Source organism: Nocardioides sp. P5_E3, assembly GCF_054049275.1.
The window spans coordinates 163,184-176,827 of the sequence record NZ_JBFUMR010000007.1 but is presented as its reverse complement, the minus strand read 5'-3'; the positions used below and the strand labels follow the sequence as shown (position 1 = coordinate 176,827).

The following is a 13,644-nucleotide window of genomic DNA, read 5'->3' as shown; positions in this document are numbered from 1 at the left end:
AGGGGCGCTCAGCCGGCGAAGGCAGCCACTTCCTCCGCCAGGCACCCGGCGAGCCCGGCCAGGTCGGCGACCGCGCTCGCGTCGACGTTGACGCCGATGCAGGCGGTGTCGCCGCAGGTCACCAGGCAGACGGTGAGCGCGGCGCCGGGCAGCGGCCCCAGGACGTACATCCCCTGCACCTCGGCACCGGCCATGTAGCGCCGGCGCGGCGGCCCGGGCAGCGTGAGGACGAAGGCGTCGGGCGCCTCGGCGGTGCGCAGCGCGGACGCCCCGATGAAGGACGGCAGCCGGTTCAGCAGCGGGGCAGCGGCGTCGAGCACCTCGAGGGCACGCTCCGTGTGCAGCGACAACACCTCGCCCCGCACGGCGGCGACCCGGTCCACGGGGTCCTCGATGGCGAGGGCCCCCGAGATCAGCGCGCCGGCGAAGCGGTTGCCGAGGTCGTCGGCCCGGTCGAGCGAGACGCGCACCCCGACGGGGATCTCGGCGACCGTGCTGTCGCGGCGGGCGTGGTAGCGCCGCAGCCCACCGAGGACCAACGCCACGGCTGCGTCGTCGAGGGTGCCGCCGCCGAGCCGGGCGACCGAGCGGAGCGACTCGAGGGGCGCGTCGAGGGTGAGGAACGACCACATGCGCCCGGTGCGGGGCGACAGCTCCGGCGAGGGCGGTGCGGCCTGGGTGAGCAGCCGGCGGACGGACGCCCCGTAGCGCAGGGTCGAACCCACCACGACCTGCGGTCGCGTCGCCGCGAGCCCGACGCGGCGGACGGTCGCCCGCACGGTCGCGGGCAGCGACGCGACGTCGGCGCGGAACCCGGTGACGGCGAGGTCGACCGGGTCGGGCTCCACGGGCGCCACGACCTCGTCGCCCAGCGGCTTGCGCGGCGTGTGGGCGCGCTGCCCCGACTGGAGCATCGACAACAGCTGCACCGTGCCGAGGGGATCGGCGAGCGCGTGGTGGATCTTGAGGACGTACGCCGCTCTGCCGGCCCCCTCTCTTCCACCGAGCCCCTCGAAGAGCACGCCCTCCCACAGAGGGCGGGTGCGGTCGAAGGGTCGCAGCGCGATCTGGGCGGCGTGGACGAGCATCTCCTCGCGGCTCGCGACCTGCTCGCGGCGCAGGTGGTAGGCGACGTCGAAGGTCGGGTCGTCGGCCCACGTCGGTGCGGCGGTCGGCACGACCGGCTCGACGACGCGCTGGCGCAGGCGGCGTACGAGCCGGGTGCCCCACTCGGTCGCGGCGACGAAGCGGTCCCAGTCGGGCGCCCGGTCCAGGTCGATCACGACGGTCGAGGTCGAGGACTGCACCGGGTGGCGCTCGGCACGCCACAGCAGCGTCTGCATGGACGTCAGCTCGGGCGCGGTGGACCACCCGGCCGCGCCGGACCAGCGCTCGACGTCCTCGTCGCTGACGTCGCTCATGTCGGGGTCCCCGCGGCGTTGTTCGGGGGAGCGGAGCGGAGGAGAAGAAGGGCGTGGGGTGATTTCATATTGGCCACCTCGCGAGGGTCTCCTCGAACTTCGTGCGCAGCGCGGCGATCCGCTCGCTCATGTCGTCCACGCTCCAGTCGGTCTCGGGCTCCAGCACGCACACGTCCACGACGCCGGGGTTGAGCACCAGCGAGCTGCGTCGCATCAGCTCGCCGGTGTTGCGCAGCACGACCGGCACGACGGGTACGCCGGCCTGCGCCGCGAGGTGGAAGGCGCCCTTGCGGAACGGGCCGAGCACCGGCGTCGCCGAGCGGGTGCCCTCCGGGAAGATCATCAGTGACGTGCCGGAACGGATCCGGTCGACGACCCCGTCGAGCGTCGCGCGGGCGGACTCCGAGTCGGAGCGATCGATCCACGCGGGGTCGATGACGACCGACCCGACCACGGCCCGCGGGTCCCAGCGCGCCTCCTTCTTGGCGACGATGGTGAAGTCCCGCTCCAGCAGTCGGCCGAGGACCGGGATGTCGAGCGAGCTCTGGTGGTTGGCGACGAAGATCGCGGGGCGGTGTGTCCAGAGCCGCTCCTGGTGGAGCACGTTCATCGACACGCCCGCGATCGCCATCGGCAGGTGGGTGGCCAGGCGGATCGCGGCGTTGCGGCCCTCGTGGAGGTCGCCGCGCACGAGCCCGTAGGCCAGGCCGAGGCCGACACCCGCGTTCATGCCGGCGAGCGCGGCCGCCGTACGTCCGACGGCGAGCAGCGAGCCGCCGACCGGGTCGCTGAGGTCGAGGGCGGGCCAGCCCAGGCGCGCCGCCGCGGCGCGCAGGTCGCGGTGCGGGTTGAGCGCGGTGGGGTGGCCGACGGAGGACAGGAAGGCGACGTCCTCGTAGCCGTTGCCGTAGCCGTAGGACTGGGCGAGGTCCACCGCGTGCTCGCGCGCGAAGGCTCGGACGCCGCTGGCCTTGTGGCGCCCCCACAGCATGGGCCCGTCGGTGGCGCCGGTGAACTGGCCGTCCTCGACGACCAGCCGGGTGCACACGAGGTGCTCGACGCCGAGGTCGCGGGCGACGGGGGCGATCTGGTACTTCGTGGCCGCCGACGCGACGGCGACCGTGTGGCCGGCCCGCTGGTGCGCCAGCACGAGCGCGCGGGACTCCCGCCGGATGGTGCCGGCGATCTTGGACCGGAAGAGCCGCTCGCCGAGGTCGGCGAAGGACTCCTCGGACTCACCGCGCATCGCCGAGAAGGCCACGTGGGCGATGCGGGTCGGGTCGCCGCCGAGCTCGCCGTCCACGGCCGTGACGACGGTGCGCAGGAACTCTGCCGGCGAGACGTCGCGGCCCTTGAGCCGGTCGCCGTAGAAGGTGGCGGCGGTGTAGCCGGCGACGAGCGTGCCGTCGAGGTCGAAGAACGCCCCGACCGACGGCCCCTGGGGTCCTGCCTCGATCGCCGCGATGGCGTCGGTGACCGCGGTGGACAACCCGCTCACGTGCGCTCCTGCCGCGGATCGGGGACCGGCTGGGACCGGGGCTGGGACCGCGGCTCGGGGTGACCCACGGTGATGGTGTCGCCGGCGATCTCGCCGATGATGTTGACCCGGCGCACGGAGTCGCGCAGCTCGACGGCGAACGCCTCGCGCGCCGACCCGACACCCTCGCCTCCCTCGAGGAGGCCCTTGTGGCGGGCGAGCGCCAGGGCCGTGCGGAAGAGCTCGAGCGAGATCGACTCCTCGCTGGCCACCCGACGCTGCAGCGCCCACTGCTGGCCGACGGCCAGGGAGTCGGCGAGCAGGTCCGCCTCGTCGACGGGTCCGTCGCCGCGGTCGGCGAGGCGGTCGGCGACGACGAGGTAGGCGTCGAGGAACGGCCGCAGCACGAGGTGGGCCAGGTGCGGACGGGCCTTGACGAGCAGCTCGCGCGCCTTGACCGGCGTCATCTCGGTGACCCCCTCGCCGACCAGCAGCCGGAGCTCGGTGCGCAGGTCGTCCTCGAAGCCGGCGCGGGAGGGGAAGAAGAACTCGAACTTCAGCAGGTCGCGCATCCGCTTCGCCTCCTCCCAGCCCACCTGCAGCTCGCCACCGGGCGGCAGCTCCGCACCCGGCTCGAGCTCGCTGACGGTGAGCAGCGCGAGCTCACCGATGGCGCGCTCGACGAGGATGTGGATCGCGGTGTTGCGGTAGAACGCGGCGACCAGGTGCTGGTCGTCGCCGATCTTCCACACCGGCTCGGTGCCCCGGTCGTACGCCGTCAGCACGCCGCTGAGGGTCAGCTCGGCGAGCGCGCGGCGGATCGTCGATCGGTCGCGGAGGTCGGCGGCACCCGCGACGGGCCAGTGCCGCGCGTCGATGTAGGCGGCGAGCGGCTCGACGGTGTCGAGGACCTCGTCGACCGTCAGCGCGCGGTCGGCTCCGAGGAGGGAGAGCGAGACGATCGCGGTGGTGGTGACCGGGGTGGCCCGGTTGAGCCGGTGGGAGATGTCGAGGGCGACCCGCTCGACCGCCTGGTGGCCCGTGACGCCCTCGGCGGCCAGCTCGGCCATCCGCTCCCGCAACGAGAACGGTTCGCCGACGGTCAGGTAGGCCCGGCCGAGCCGGTTGCGCTGCAGCCGCGCGAAACGCACCAGCCAGCGCCAGTCCTCCGGCGTCTTGTTGGCCCCGCGCGCCTCCTCGGTCATCAGCGACACCTCGTGCAGCTGGTCGTAGACCACCGACAGGGGCACCACCTGGACGTCGGGGGCGTCCTGGCCGAAGGGGTCCCCCTCCCCGTCGCCCTGCACCGTGTCGGTGAGGTACTTCAGGATGCCGTGGACCGGCGGGCGCAGCTTGCCGGTGCGGGTGCGGCCGCCCTCGATCGACCAGGCCAGGTTGCGCTTGTTGGTGACCATCTGCCGGATGTAGGACCGCAGGGCGAGGCGGTAGACCGGGATCTCCTGGGTCGCGCGCCGGATGAAGATCAGGCCGGTGCGGCTGGCCACGGTGCCGATCACCGGCAGGTTCAGGTTGGCGCCGCCGAAGGTGTAGGTCGGCGAGAAGCGCCGCGACGACAAGGCGTTGGGGATGACCATCCCGTCGAGGTAGGACCGGTGGCTGAACGCCAGCGCCAGGCTGTGCGAGCGGTCGAGGCGCCGCAGCTCCTGCATGTCGTCCTCGTCCACCAGGACGTCGTACGCCCTCAGGAACCAGTCGCCGAGACGCGCCCACCCCTGGGCGGTGCGGTCGTCGTGGGCGGCGGCCATCTCGTGGAGGTAGCCCTTGACCTCCGACCAGACCTCCTCCTCGGGTCGACCCTGCTCGTCGGCCGCGGCGGCGACGGCGCGCTGGAAGCGCTTGTCGTGGAGCAGCTGGGTGACCTCCTGCGGCGGCGCGGCGGGGAGGCGCTCCCCCACGCTCCGGGGCAGGGCGGCACGGGCGAGGTCCCGGACACGACGGACGGCGGTCACGGTCCCTCCTTCCCGCCCGGGCTCGGCGCGAGCACGGGCGTGCGCCGAAGTTACCGTCGTACGCCGCCGCTGGCCATGGCTGCTCGACGACTGGTCCACTGTCGCCGGTTTCCGACTCACGCGTGCCCTCTAGTAACGTTCGGCGCGGTGGCGTGTCCGAGCGGCCGAAGGTGCAACACTCGAAATGTTGTGTGGGGTCAAACCCACCGTGGGTTCAAATCCCACCGCCACCGCCAGCCGATCGGGCCGGTCCCTCGCGGACCGGCCCGATCGTCGTCTCCACCTCGACGTCGACGTCCGTCGTCGTACGCTCGTCGCGTGGACGAGGACAACCCCGCGATCCGGGCCCTGGCCGAGTCGGGCATCGCGCACGAGGTCACCCGGCACGGACGGGTGGGCTCGCTCGCGGAGGCGGCCGCCGCGCGCGGGGTCGAGCCGTCGGCGATCGTGAAGACGATGGTCGTCCGCCGCGGGGAGGGCGACCACCTCTTCGTCCTCGTTCCGGGCGATCGCGAGATCTCGTGGCCCAAGCTCCGCTCGCTCCTGGGCGTCAACCGCATCTCGATGCCGGCGGCCGACGCGGCGCGCGAGGTGACCGGCTACGAGCGCGGCACCATCACGCCGTTCGGCTCGCGGGCCGCGCTGCCCGTCGTCGCCGACGAGCGCCTCGTGGGCCGGACCGTCTCGCTCGGCGCGGGCGCCCACGGGGTCGCCGCGACGCTCGCCGCGGACGACGTCATCGCCCACCTCGACGCGCAGGTCGCGGACGTCACCGACCCCGCCTGAGACCCTGCGGCCAACCGACGCCCGCTCCACGCGTGGCGTCGGGCCCAGGTGACGAGAAGTTCACCGTTCTGTGGGTGTGCCGTGGACTTGGCTTGTACCGTACTGGCGTGCCCACCACCGTGCTGATCGTCGAGGACGAGCCCGACCTCGCACAGGTGATGGCCCTCGCGATCGAACGCGCCGGCTTCGACGTCCTCACCGTCGACACCGGCGCCGCTGCCCGAGCGACCGTCAGCCGCAGCGCTGTCGACGTCGTCGTGATGGATCGCGGCCTGCCCGACATGGACGGCCTCGAGGCCACCGCGTCGTTGCGCGAGGACGGGTTCCTCGGCGCGGTCGTGGTGACCTCCGGCCACGCCGGTCCCGAGCACGTCGCCGACTGCCTGGGCGCCGGCGCCGACGACGTCCTCGGCAAGCCGTTCGGGCTCGCCGACCTGGTGGACCGCGTCCGCAGCTCCGCCCGGCCCGCCACGGTCGCCGAGGCCGGCTGACCGCTCGGCAGGATTTTTTTTGCCAGAGCCGCGTCATGGGGCGTGACCGAGCCCGTCACACCACTGGTTGGGCTCGACGGTCGCGTTCCGTCGCGCTCGTCACCGTCCCCGGACGTCGTCCTCCCGCCGGCATCCGGTCCCCCCAGCGGCGGTGGAACCACGCATCACCAGCGCGACTGCGGCACGGCCCTCGCAGGGGCCGTGCCGTTTGTCGTCTCCACCCCGCACGTCGCCGATGCGGGCACTATTTGCACTGAGTGCAACAATAGGTTCGTGACCACGACTCCGCCCACCGACGGCCGCAGCGCGCTGCGCGAGGAGCGGCGACGCGCCATCCTCGAGGCCGCCCGGGCGCTGGCGACCGAGCACGGCGCCGACGGCTTCACCGTCGAGCAGGTCGCCTCGCGCGCGGGGGTGTCGCGGCGGACGGTCTTCAACCACGTCGCCGGGCTCGACCAGCTGCTGGTGGCGGTCTGCGAACAGATCCTCGCCGAGGCGACGGTGGACCTGCTCGGCGAGGTCGAGCGGCGTACGGCCGACCTCCCCGCAGGCGGGGCCGGCGGCCGGGCGGCGCTCGACGCGGTGGCCGAGGCCACCCGTGGCGTCGACCTGCCCACGGCGATCGCGACGATCCATCGCGTCCTCGGCTCCCCCGAGATCGGGGACGAGCGAGCGCAGGGCATCTCCCGGACCGCCTTCGACCACGTCGGCGGGCGCCTGCGCCAGCAGCTCGTCCACCGCGCACCGGGCCTCGACCCGGTCGACCTCGAGATCGGTCTCGCGCTGCTCTTCAGCGGGATCGTGACCATCGCCGGCCTCTGGCTGGAGCAGCACCCCGACCTGGCTCCGGACGTGCCGCCCGAGGCGCGCGCCGACTGGGACGCGCTGCTCGACCGCGTCCTGCTGAGGCTCCGCATCGGCCACGCCGGCCGACCCGCCCGACTCGCACACCGACTTCACCACTGACCTCCACCTCTGCAACGAAAGGCAAGCCGCCACCATGGCTGAGCTCCTCTACCGCATCGGTCGCTTCGCGGCCCGCCGCCACTGGGCCGTCGTCGGCGCCTGGCTGGCGGTCCTGGCCGTCACCGTGGTGACCTACCTGTCCTTCGCCGGCGCCCTGTCGTCGTCGATCTCGCTGCCGGACACGCCCACGACGCGCGTATCCCAGCAGCTCGAGGAGGACTTCGAGGGGACCGGCGGCGGCAACGGGGCGATCGTCGCCGAGACCGCCGACGGGTCTGCGTTCACCTCCGACCAGGAGGACGAGCTGACCACTCTGTTCGACCGAGTAGCGGAGGTCGAGTCCGTCTCCGACGTGTCCGATCCCTTCGCCACTCAGGACCAGCTGGACTCGTCCGCGGAGCAGGTGGCCGACGGCCGCCGTCAGCTCAATGACGGCCTGACCCAGCTCAGCGCAGGCCAGGCGCAGATCGACGCCGGTCGTCGGGCTCTGGCCCAGCAGCGCGCACAGGCGCGCGAGGACGGCACCCTGGCCGCCATCCGTCCGCAGCTCGAGGCTGCCGAGCAGCAGCTGGACGACGGCCAGGCCGAGCTGGACCGGCAGCAGGCGAAGGTCGACGAGCAGGCGCCTCAGCTCGAGCAGGGCGAGACCCTGTCCGAGCTGTCGTCCGGCTTCCGCACCGTGTCGGTGGACGGCAGCGCCGCGGTCGCCAACGTGACCTTCGACGTCTCGACCAACGAGGTCACCGCCGAGGTGAAGACCGAGATCGAGGACCTCGTCGCCGACGCCGACATCGACGGGGTCGCCCTCTACCCCTCGCAGGACATCGCGCAGACGGTCCCGTCGATCCTCGGCCCGGGCGAGATCGCCGGCGTGGTGGTCGCTGCGATCGTCCTGTTCGTCATGCTCGGGACCGTGCTCGGCGCCGCCCTGCCGCTCGTGACCGCGCTCCTCGGGGTCGGGGTCGCATCACTGGCTTCGCTGTCGTTCTCCGGACTCGTGGAGTTCGTCTCCGTGACCCCGGTGCTCGGCGTGATGCTCGGCCTCGCGGTCGGCATCGACTACTCGCTCTTCATCATCAACCGCCACCGGCGCCAGCTGATGCAGGGCGCCACGCTGCATGAGTCCATCGGCCTCGCCAACGGCACGTCGGGGAACGCGGTCGTCTTCGCCGGCGTCACCGTCATCGTGGCGCTGCTGGCGCTCAACGTCACGGGCGTCGGCTTCCTCGGCCTGATGGGCACCGTCGGCGGCGTGGCCGTCCTCGTCGCGATCCTGATGGCGGTCACGCTCACCCCGGCGATCCTCTCGCTCGTCGGCATCCGCATCCTGCGCCGCCGGGAGCGGGAGCGGCTGGCCGCGGGCGAGCGTACGCACGACGAGGAGATCACCGACCGCGACCGGCCGATGAGCACCACCCGGGCGTGGACCGTCCTCGGGCTGGGCGTCGCCGGGCTGCTCGTCGTGGCCGCACCGGCCACGCAGATGCGCCTCGGCCTGCCGGACGGCTCGACCCAGCCACCGGAGTCTTCGGGCTACCTGGCCCACGAGGTGCAGGCGGAGAAGTTCGGTGAGGGGGCGAACGGTCCGCTGCTGGTCGTCGCGGACCTGCCCGGACCGGTGGCCGAGACCGACGTCGTCGCCGAGCAGGCTGCCGTGGGTGAGCAGATCGGCCGAGTCTGGAACGTCGAGGCGGTGGTGCCGATCGGCGCGTCGATCGACCGCACGGCACTGGCCTTCCAGGTCATCCCCAAGGATTCGCCGTCCAGTGAGTCGACCGCGGAGCTCGTCCAGAACCTTCGGACACTGACCCCGACGACGGCCTCCGGAGCGGACGCCACCCTCGGCGTGGCCGGCAACGCGAGTGCCGGGATCGACATCTCCGAGCAGCTCTCCGACGTGCTGCCGACCTACCTGGCGCTGGTCGTCGGGCTGTCTCTGCTGATCCTGGTGCTGGTGTTCCGCTCGATCCTGGTGCCGCTCACGGCGACGCTCGGGTTCGTGCTGTCGCTGCTGGCGGCCTTCGGCGGCATCACCGCGATCTTCCAGATCGGCTTCCTCTCCGACCTGTTCGGCGTCCACGCGCCGGGACCGGTGCTGAGCTTCCTGCCGATCATCGCGACGGGCATCCTCTTCGGCCTGGCGATGGACTACCAGCTGTTCCTGGTGTCCGGGATGCGTGAGGCGTACGCCCACGGTGCGTCGGCGCGGGTCGCGGTGCAGCACGGCCTGCACGCCGGGCGCTCGGTGGTCACGGCTGCGGCGATCATCATGATCTCGGTGTTCGCCGGCTTCATCTTCAGCCACGACGCGACGATCAAGCCGATCGGCTTCGGCCTGGCCTTCGGCGTGCTGCTGGACGCGTTCGTCGTACGGATGCTGCTCATCCCGGCCGCGATGCACCTCCTCGGCGAGACGGCGTGGTGGCTGCCGCGCTGGCTCGACCGGATGCTGCCGGACGTCGACGTCGAGGGCGCCAAGCTCGAGCGCAGCCACGCGGGGCACGACGACCAGGCCGAGGAGCAGGTCGGCGCCCACGCCGCACGGTGACGCGGACGTCATGGGAACCTCCGGTCCGGGCCGGAGGTTCCCATGACGTCGCCGTCGTGGACCACAATGGTCCCGTGACCGAACCCCGCGCCGTCCACACCTGGCTCACCGACATGGACGGCGTCCTCGTGCGCGAGGAGGACCCGATCCCCGGCGCGAAGGAGTTCATCAGCGCGCTGCGCGAGCAGGGCGTCCCGTTCCTGGTGCTCACCAACAACTCGATCTTCACCCCCCGCGACCTGCGGGTGCGCCTCCTCCGGAGCAGCGGGATCGACGTGCCGGAGGAGTCGATCTGGACGTCGGCCCTCGCGACCGCGCAGTTCCTCGACGACCAGCGTCCGGGCGGTTCGGCGTACGTCGTCGGCGAGACGGGGCTGACCGCGGCGGTGCACGACATCGGCTACGTCATGACCGACCAGGACCCCGACTACGTCGTGCTCGGGGAGACCCGCACCTACTCGTTCGAGGCGATAACCCGGGCGATCCGGCTGATCAACGCCGGCGCGCGCTTCATCGCCACCAACCCCGACCCCAGCGGGCCGAGTGCCCAAGGCATGCTGCCGGCGACCGGGTCGGTCGCGGCCCTCATCAGCACCGCGACGGGGCGCCAGCCCTACTTCATCGGCAAGCCCAACCCGCTGATGATGCGCAGCGCGCTCAACCGCATCGACGCCCACTCCGAGACCACCGTGATGATCGGCGACCGGATGGACACCGACATCATCAGCGGCCTCGAGGCCGGCATGCGCACGGTCCTCGTGGCCACCGGCGCCACGGAGCGCCACCAGGTGCAGGACTTCCCCTACCGGCCGACGAAGGTCGTCGACTCGATCGCCGACGTCGTGCCCTACGTCGCCCAGAAGTGCCTGCCCGAGGACACGTAGGCCGGCTCAGAACGACGTCGCGAGGCCGATGACGACGCCGGCGAGCGCGCAGGCGCCGAGGGTGCGCAGCACCGACCACCTGCGCCAGAAGACGAGGGCGAAGCCGAGCCCGGTGATGGCCAGCGCCGCGAGGTCGAGCGACCCGGGCAGGGGGTACTGGACGTCGAGCGGCCCAGCCGTGAGGCGCGCGGTCTCGCCGAAGAGCGTGTGCAGCGTGAAGAACACCGCGAGGCTCGCGATGACCCCGACGACCGCGGCGGTGATCCCGGCCAGCGCGGCGGCGAGGTCGCGGTTGCCGCGGAGGCGCTCGACGTACGGCGCTCCGAGGAGGATGAAGAGGAAGCAGGGGACGAACGTCACCCACGTCACCAGCAGCGCGGCGACCACGGCGGCAACCCAGGGGTCGAGGTCGCCCGGAGCCCGGTAGGCGCCGACGAAGGCGACGAACTGGACGACCATGATCAGCGGCCCGGGGGTGGTCTCGGCGAGCGCGAGGCCGCGGACCATCTCGCCCGGCAGCAGCCAGTGGTAGACCTCCACGGCCTGCTGGGCGACGTAGGCCAGGACGGCGTACGCACCGCCGAAGGTGACGACGGCGGCGCCCGAGAAGAACAGGCCCTGGTCGACGAACGTGCTCGACCGGCCGAACAGGAGCGCCGCGCCGGCGACCGGGGCGAACCACACGACCAGACCGACGACGAGGGTGAGCGCGGCCCGACGGCCGGACGGTCGTTCGGTGTGGAGCTGGTCGTCGCTGATGAGCGGTGGCGGTCCGTCGTCGGCGGCCGACCTCGGCGGCCTGGTCAGGCCGGGGAGGTGGCGGCCGAGCACCCACCCTGCGAGCGCCGCGACGAGCACGACGGCCGGGAACGGTGCGCCGAAGAAGGTCAGGGCGACGAACGACGTGACGGCCAGCGCGACCAGCGCGGGATGGCCCAGCCCCTTCCGGCCCACGCGGACGACCGCCTGGACCACGATCGCGATGACCGCGGGGGCGAGGCCGAGGAACAGCGACTCGACGAGGGTGGTGTCGCCGTAGGCGACGTAGACCGCCGACAGGACGAGGAGGGCGGCGACGCCGGGCAGCACGAACAGGATGCCCGCGACGAGCGCGCCCCTGACGCCGTTGAGGAGCCATCCGACGTACGTCGCGAGCTGCTGCGCCTCCGGCCCGGGCAACAGCGTGCAGTAGGACAGCGCGAACAGGAACCGCTGCTGGCCGATCCAGCGCTTCTCCTCCACGAGGGTGCGCTGCATGACGGCGATCTGGCCCGCCGGTCCGCCGAAGGTCTGCAGCGAGATGGCGAACCAGGCCTTGGCGGCCTCGCGCAGCGGGATGACGTCGCGCGAAGTCCCGGTGGAGGCGGACATGGCAGCACCGAACCGCGTCGCGGACGCCGCGTCAAGCGGCGCGCTCGACCATGCCCTCAGGCGGTCGCAGCCGCCGCCGGACGACCTTCCGAGGTGAGCGGCCGCGGGTGCACGAGGTACCCGTGCCGCCACGCGCGGTGGAGGACGACGGCCGCGAGCACGGCCCCGGCGGTGCCGAGCGACAGGTCGCCCAGCGTGTCGGCGTACGCGAACTCGCGCTCGGTCGAGCGGCTGATGAAGGCGAAGTACTCCGCGACCTCCCACGCGATCGCTGAGGTCGCACCGAAGGCGAGCGCCCGCTCCAGGACGCGTCCGAACCCGACGTCACGCGGCAGGGTGAGCAGGATGAACGCCGCCGCGAGGAGGCCGGTGTTCATGAAGTGCATCCAGTCGTCGAACCACACGACCGTGTCGTAGAGGTCCATCCGGTTGCCGAGGATGTCGGTGAAGCAGGTGAGGGTGATGAGCAGGTCCGGCAGCCACGGGAACGAGATGCGGTCGCGCCACAGCGCCCACCACAGGACCGGCACGGTGAACGAGATCAGCGGGTAGCCCACGGCGCGCATGCCAGCGGCCTTGTCGCGCAGGTTGGCCTGGTCGGGATAGATGACTGCGAAGACCAGCAGCAGGACCAGCGCGCCCTTCGCGAGGACGTTGGCCGTCTTGGCCAGCGGGGGCGTCACCGGGTGCTCGATCGTTGCTGCCTCGGTCACCCGGTCCCCCATCCTCGGCGCCTCGACGGTCGGGCGGCCGGGGCCAGTGTGTCAGCAGCGCCCGGCACGCTCACCAGGTGGCCGCGTGGCACTCCTGGGCGGGCAGTGCCTCGACCTGCAGGGTCGCGTGCTCGATGCCGTGGCCCTCACGGAGCGCGGCGCCGGCCGCGGCGAGCACGACCTGGGCGTCGGCACCCACCCGCAGGACGAGGTGTGCGGTGGCGACGTTCATCCCGGACGTCAGCGTCCAGGCGTGCAGGTCGTGGACCTCGGCCACGCCGGAGACCGCCTCCAGGTCGCGGACGACGGCCTCGAGGTCGACGTCGTGGGGCGCGTGCTGGCCGAGCACGGCCAGCACCTCGCGGCCGAGCACGAGCGCCCGGACGGCCACGAAGACGCCGATCGCCACGGCGACGACGGTGTCCCACCAGCCGTCGCCCGTGAAGTGGACGAGCAGCCCGGCGGCCAGGACGCCGACGCTGCCGGCCGCGTCGGCCATCACCTCGAGGTAGGCGCCCTTGACGTTGATCGACTCCGAGGCGCCGCCGCGCAGCAGGACCAGGCAGACCAGGTTGACGACCAGCCCGATCGCGCCGACCACCAGGAGCGGGCCCGAGGAGACCTCGACGGTCTCGCCGATGCGGCGTACGGCCTCGACGACGACGTAGGCCGAGACCCCCAGCATGATCAGGACGGTCAGGCCCGAGGCGAACACCTCGGCGCGGTAGGAGCCGTAGGTGCGCCGGCCCGCGCCGTCGGGGCGGGTGGCGATCTTCGTGGCGACGAGCGCGGCGCCGAGCGCGACCACGTCCGCGGCCATGTGGCCCGCGTCGGAGATCAGCGCGAGCGATCCGGTCGCCAGGCCGACCGACAGCTCGACGCCGAAGAAGCCGGCGACGAGGCCGAAGGCGACGGCGAGCCGCCACCTGTGCCGGGCGCCTGCGTGGCCGTGCCCGTGTCCCGCACCCATGAGGTACCTCCATCGTCGTCCGTCCACATCATCGCCAATTGGCGATG

The 13,644-nt window shown here is 72.6% G+C and carries 10 protein-coding genes, 1 tRNA gene and 1 pseudogene; 6 read left to right on the top strand and 6 right to left on the bottom strand.

Going from position 1 to position 13,644, the window contains the following annotated elements:
• Positions 1 to 8: 8 nt before the first annotated feature.
• The 3 genes from ACXJKB_RS06410 to ACXJKB_RS06400 form a co-directional block, all read right to left on the bottom strand.
• Positions 9 to 1,421, bottom strand: coding sequence for a wax ester/triacylglycerol synthase domain-containing protein (locus ACXJKB_RS06410; RefSeq protein WP_457186516.1), 1,413 nt, complete (start codon positions 1,419 to 1,421; stop codon positions 9 to 11).
• A gap of 64 nt (positions 1,422 to 1,485) precedes the next feature.
• Positions 1,486 to 2,919, bottom strand: coding sequence for an HAD-IB family hydrolase (locus ACXJKB_RS06405; RefSeq protein ID WP_457186514.1), 1,434 nt, complete (start codon positions 2,917 to 2,919; stop codon positions 1,486 to 1,488).
• Entirely contained in the window at positions 2,916 to 4,868 is a 1,953-nt protein-coding gene (locus tag ACXJKB_RS06400; protein WP_457186512.1) for a lysophospholipid acyltransferase, read from the bottom strand. The genes ACXJKB_RS06405 and ACXJKB_RS06400 overlap by 4 nt, the downstream gene beginning before the upstream one ends.
• A 146-nt stretch (positions 4,869 to 5,014) precedes the next feature.
• Here ACXJKB_RS06400 and ACXJKB_RS06395 point away from each other — a divergent pair.
• The 6 genes and pseudogenes from ACXJKB_RS06395 (at position 5,015) to ACXJKB_RS06370 (ending at position 10,543) form a co-directional block, all read left to right on the top strand.
• Positions 5,015 to 5,104, top strand: a tRNA-Ser gene (locus ACXJKB_RS06395).
• 82 nt (positions 5,105 to 5,186) lie between these two features.
• Positions 5,187 to 5,654: an aminoacyl-tRNA deacylase gene (locus tag ACXJKB_RS06390; protein ID WP_457186510.1), complete on the top strand. Its 468-nt coding sequence runs from the start codon at positions 5,187 to 5,189 to the stop codon at positions 5,652 to 5,654.
• Between the two features lie 107 nt (positions 5,655 to 5,761).
• A complete protein-coding gene (locus ACXJKB_RS06385) occupies positions 5,762 to 6,145 on the top strand; it encodes a response regulator transcription factor (RefSeq protein WP_457186508.1) in 384 nt (127 codons plus the stop codon).
• Positions 6,146 to 6,454: 309 nt separating this feature from the next.
• A pseudogene (locus ACXJKB_RS06380) lies at positions 6,455 to 6,604 on the top strand (helix-turn-helix domain-containing protein); the annotation flags it as partial.
• 541 nt (positions 6,605 to 7,145) lie between these two features.
• Complete coding sequence (locus tag ACXJKB_RS06375) at positions 7,146 to 9,659, top strand: MMPL family transporter (RefSeq protein ID WP_457186506.1); 2,514 nt, start codon at positions 7,146 to 7,148, stop codon at positions 9,657 to 9,659.
• Positions 9,660 to 9,772: 113 nt separating this feature from the next.
• Complete coding sequence (locus ACXJKB_RS06370; protein WP_457186569.1) at positions 9,773 to 10,543, top strand: HAD-IIA family hydrolase; 771 nt, start codon at positions 9,773 to 9,775, stop codon at positions 10,541 to 10,543.
• A 6-nt stretch (positions 10,544 to 10,549) separates the two neighbouring features.
• Here the strand turns inward: ACXJKB_RS06370 and chrA are convergent, their stop codons facing one another.
• The 3 genes from chrA to ACXJKB_RS06355 form a co-directional block, all read right to left on the bottom strand.
• Entirely contained in the window at positions 10,550 to 11,914 is a 1,365-nt protein-coding gene (gene chrA / locus ACXJKB_RS06365) for a chromate efflux transporter (protein WP_457186504.1), read from the bottom strand.
• A gap of 56 nt (positions 11,915 to 11,970) precedes the next feature.
• The gene (locus ACXJKB_RS06360; protein WP_457186502.1) at positions 11,971 to 12,627 is read right to left on the bottom strand and encodes a hypothetical protein; all 657 of its coding nucleotides are present in this window, start codon (positions 12,625 to 12,627) and stop codon (positions 11,971 to 11,973) included.
• Positions 12,628 to 12,697: 70 nt separating this feature from the next.
• The gene (locus ACXJKB_RS06355) at positions 12,698 to 13,597 is read right to left on the bottom strand and encodes a cation diffusion facilitator family transporter (protein WP_457186500.1); all 900 of its coding nucleotides are present in this window, start codon (positions 13,595 to 13,597) and stop codon (positions 12,698 to 12,700) included.
• Positions 13,598 to 13,644: the final 47 nt, after the last annotated feature.

Excerpts from the sequence above, each read along its gene's own strand:
- ACXJKB_RS06410 (WP_457186516.1), bottom strand. The coding sequence starts at position 1,421 with ATGAGCGACGTCAGCGACGAGGACGTCGAGCGCTGGTCCGGCGCGGCC.
- ACXJKB_RS06375 (WP_457186506.1), top strand. The coding sequence starts at position 7,146 with ATGGCTGAGCTCCTCTACCGCATCGGTCGCTTCGCGGCCCGCCGCCAC.
- ACXJKB_RS06370 (WP_457186569.1), top strand. The coding sequence starts at position 9,773 with ATGGACGGCGTCCTCGTGCGCGAGGAGGACCCGATCCCCGGCGCGAAG.
- chrA (WP_457186504.1), bottom strand. The coding sequence starts at position 11,914 with ATGTCCGCCTCCACCGGGACTTCGCGCGACGTCATCCCGCTGCGCGAG.
- ACXJKB_RS06355 (WP_457186500.1), bottom strand. The coding sequence starts at position 13,597 with ATGGGTGCGGGACACGGGCACGGCCACGCAGGCGCCCGGCACAGGTGG.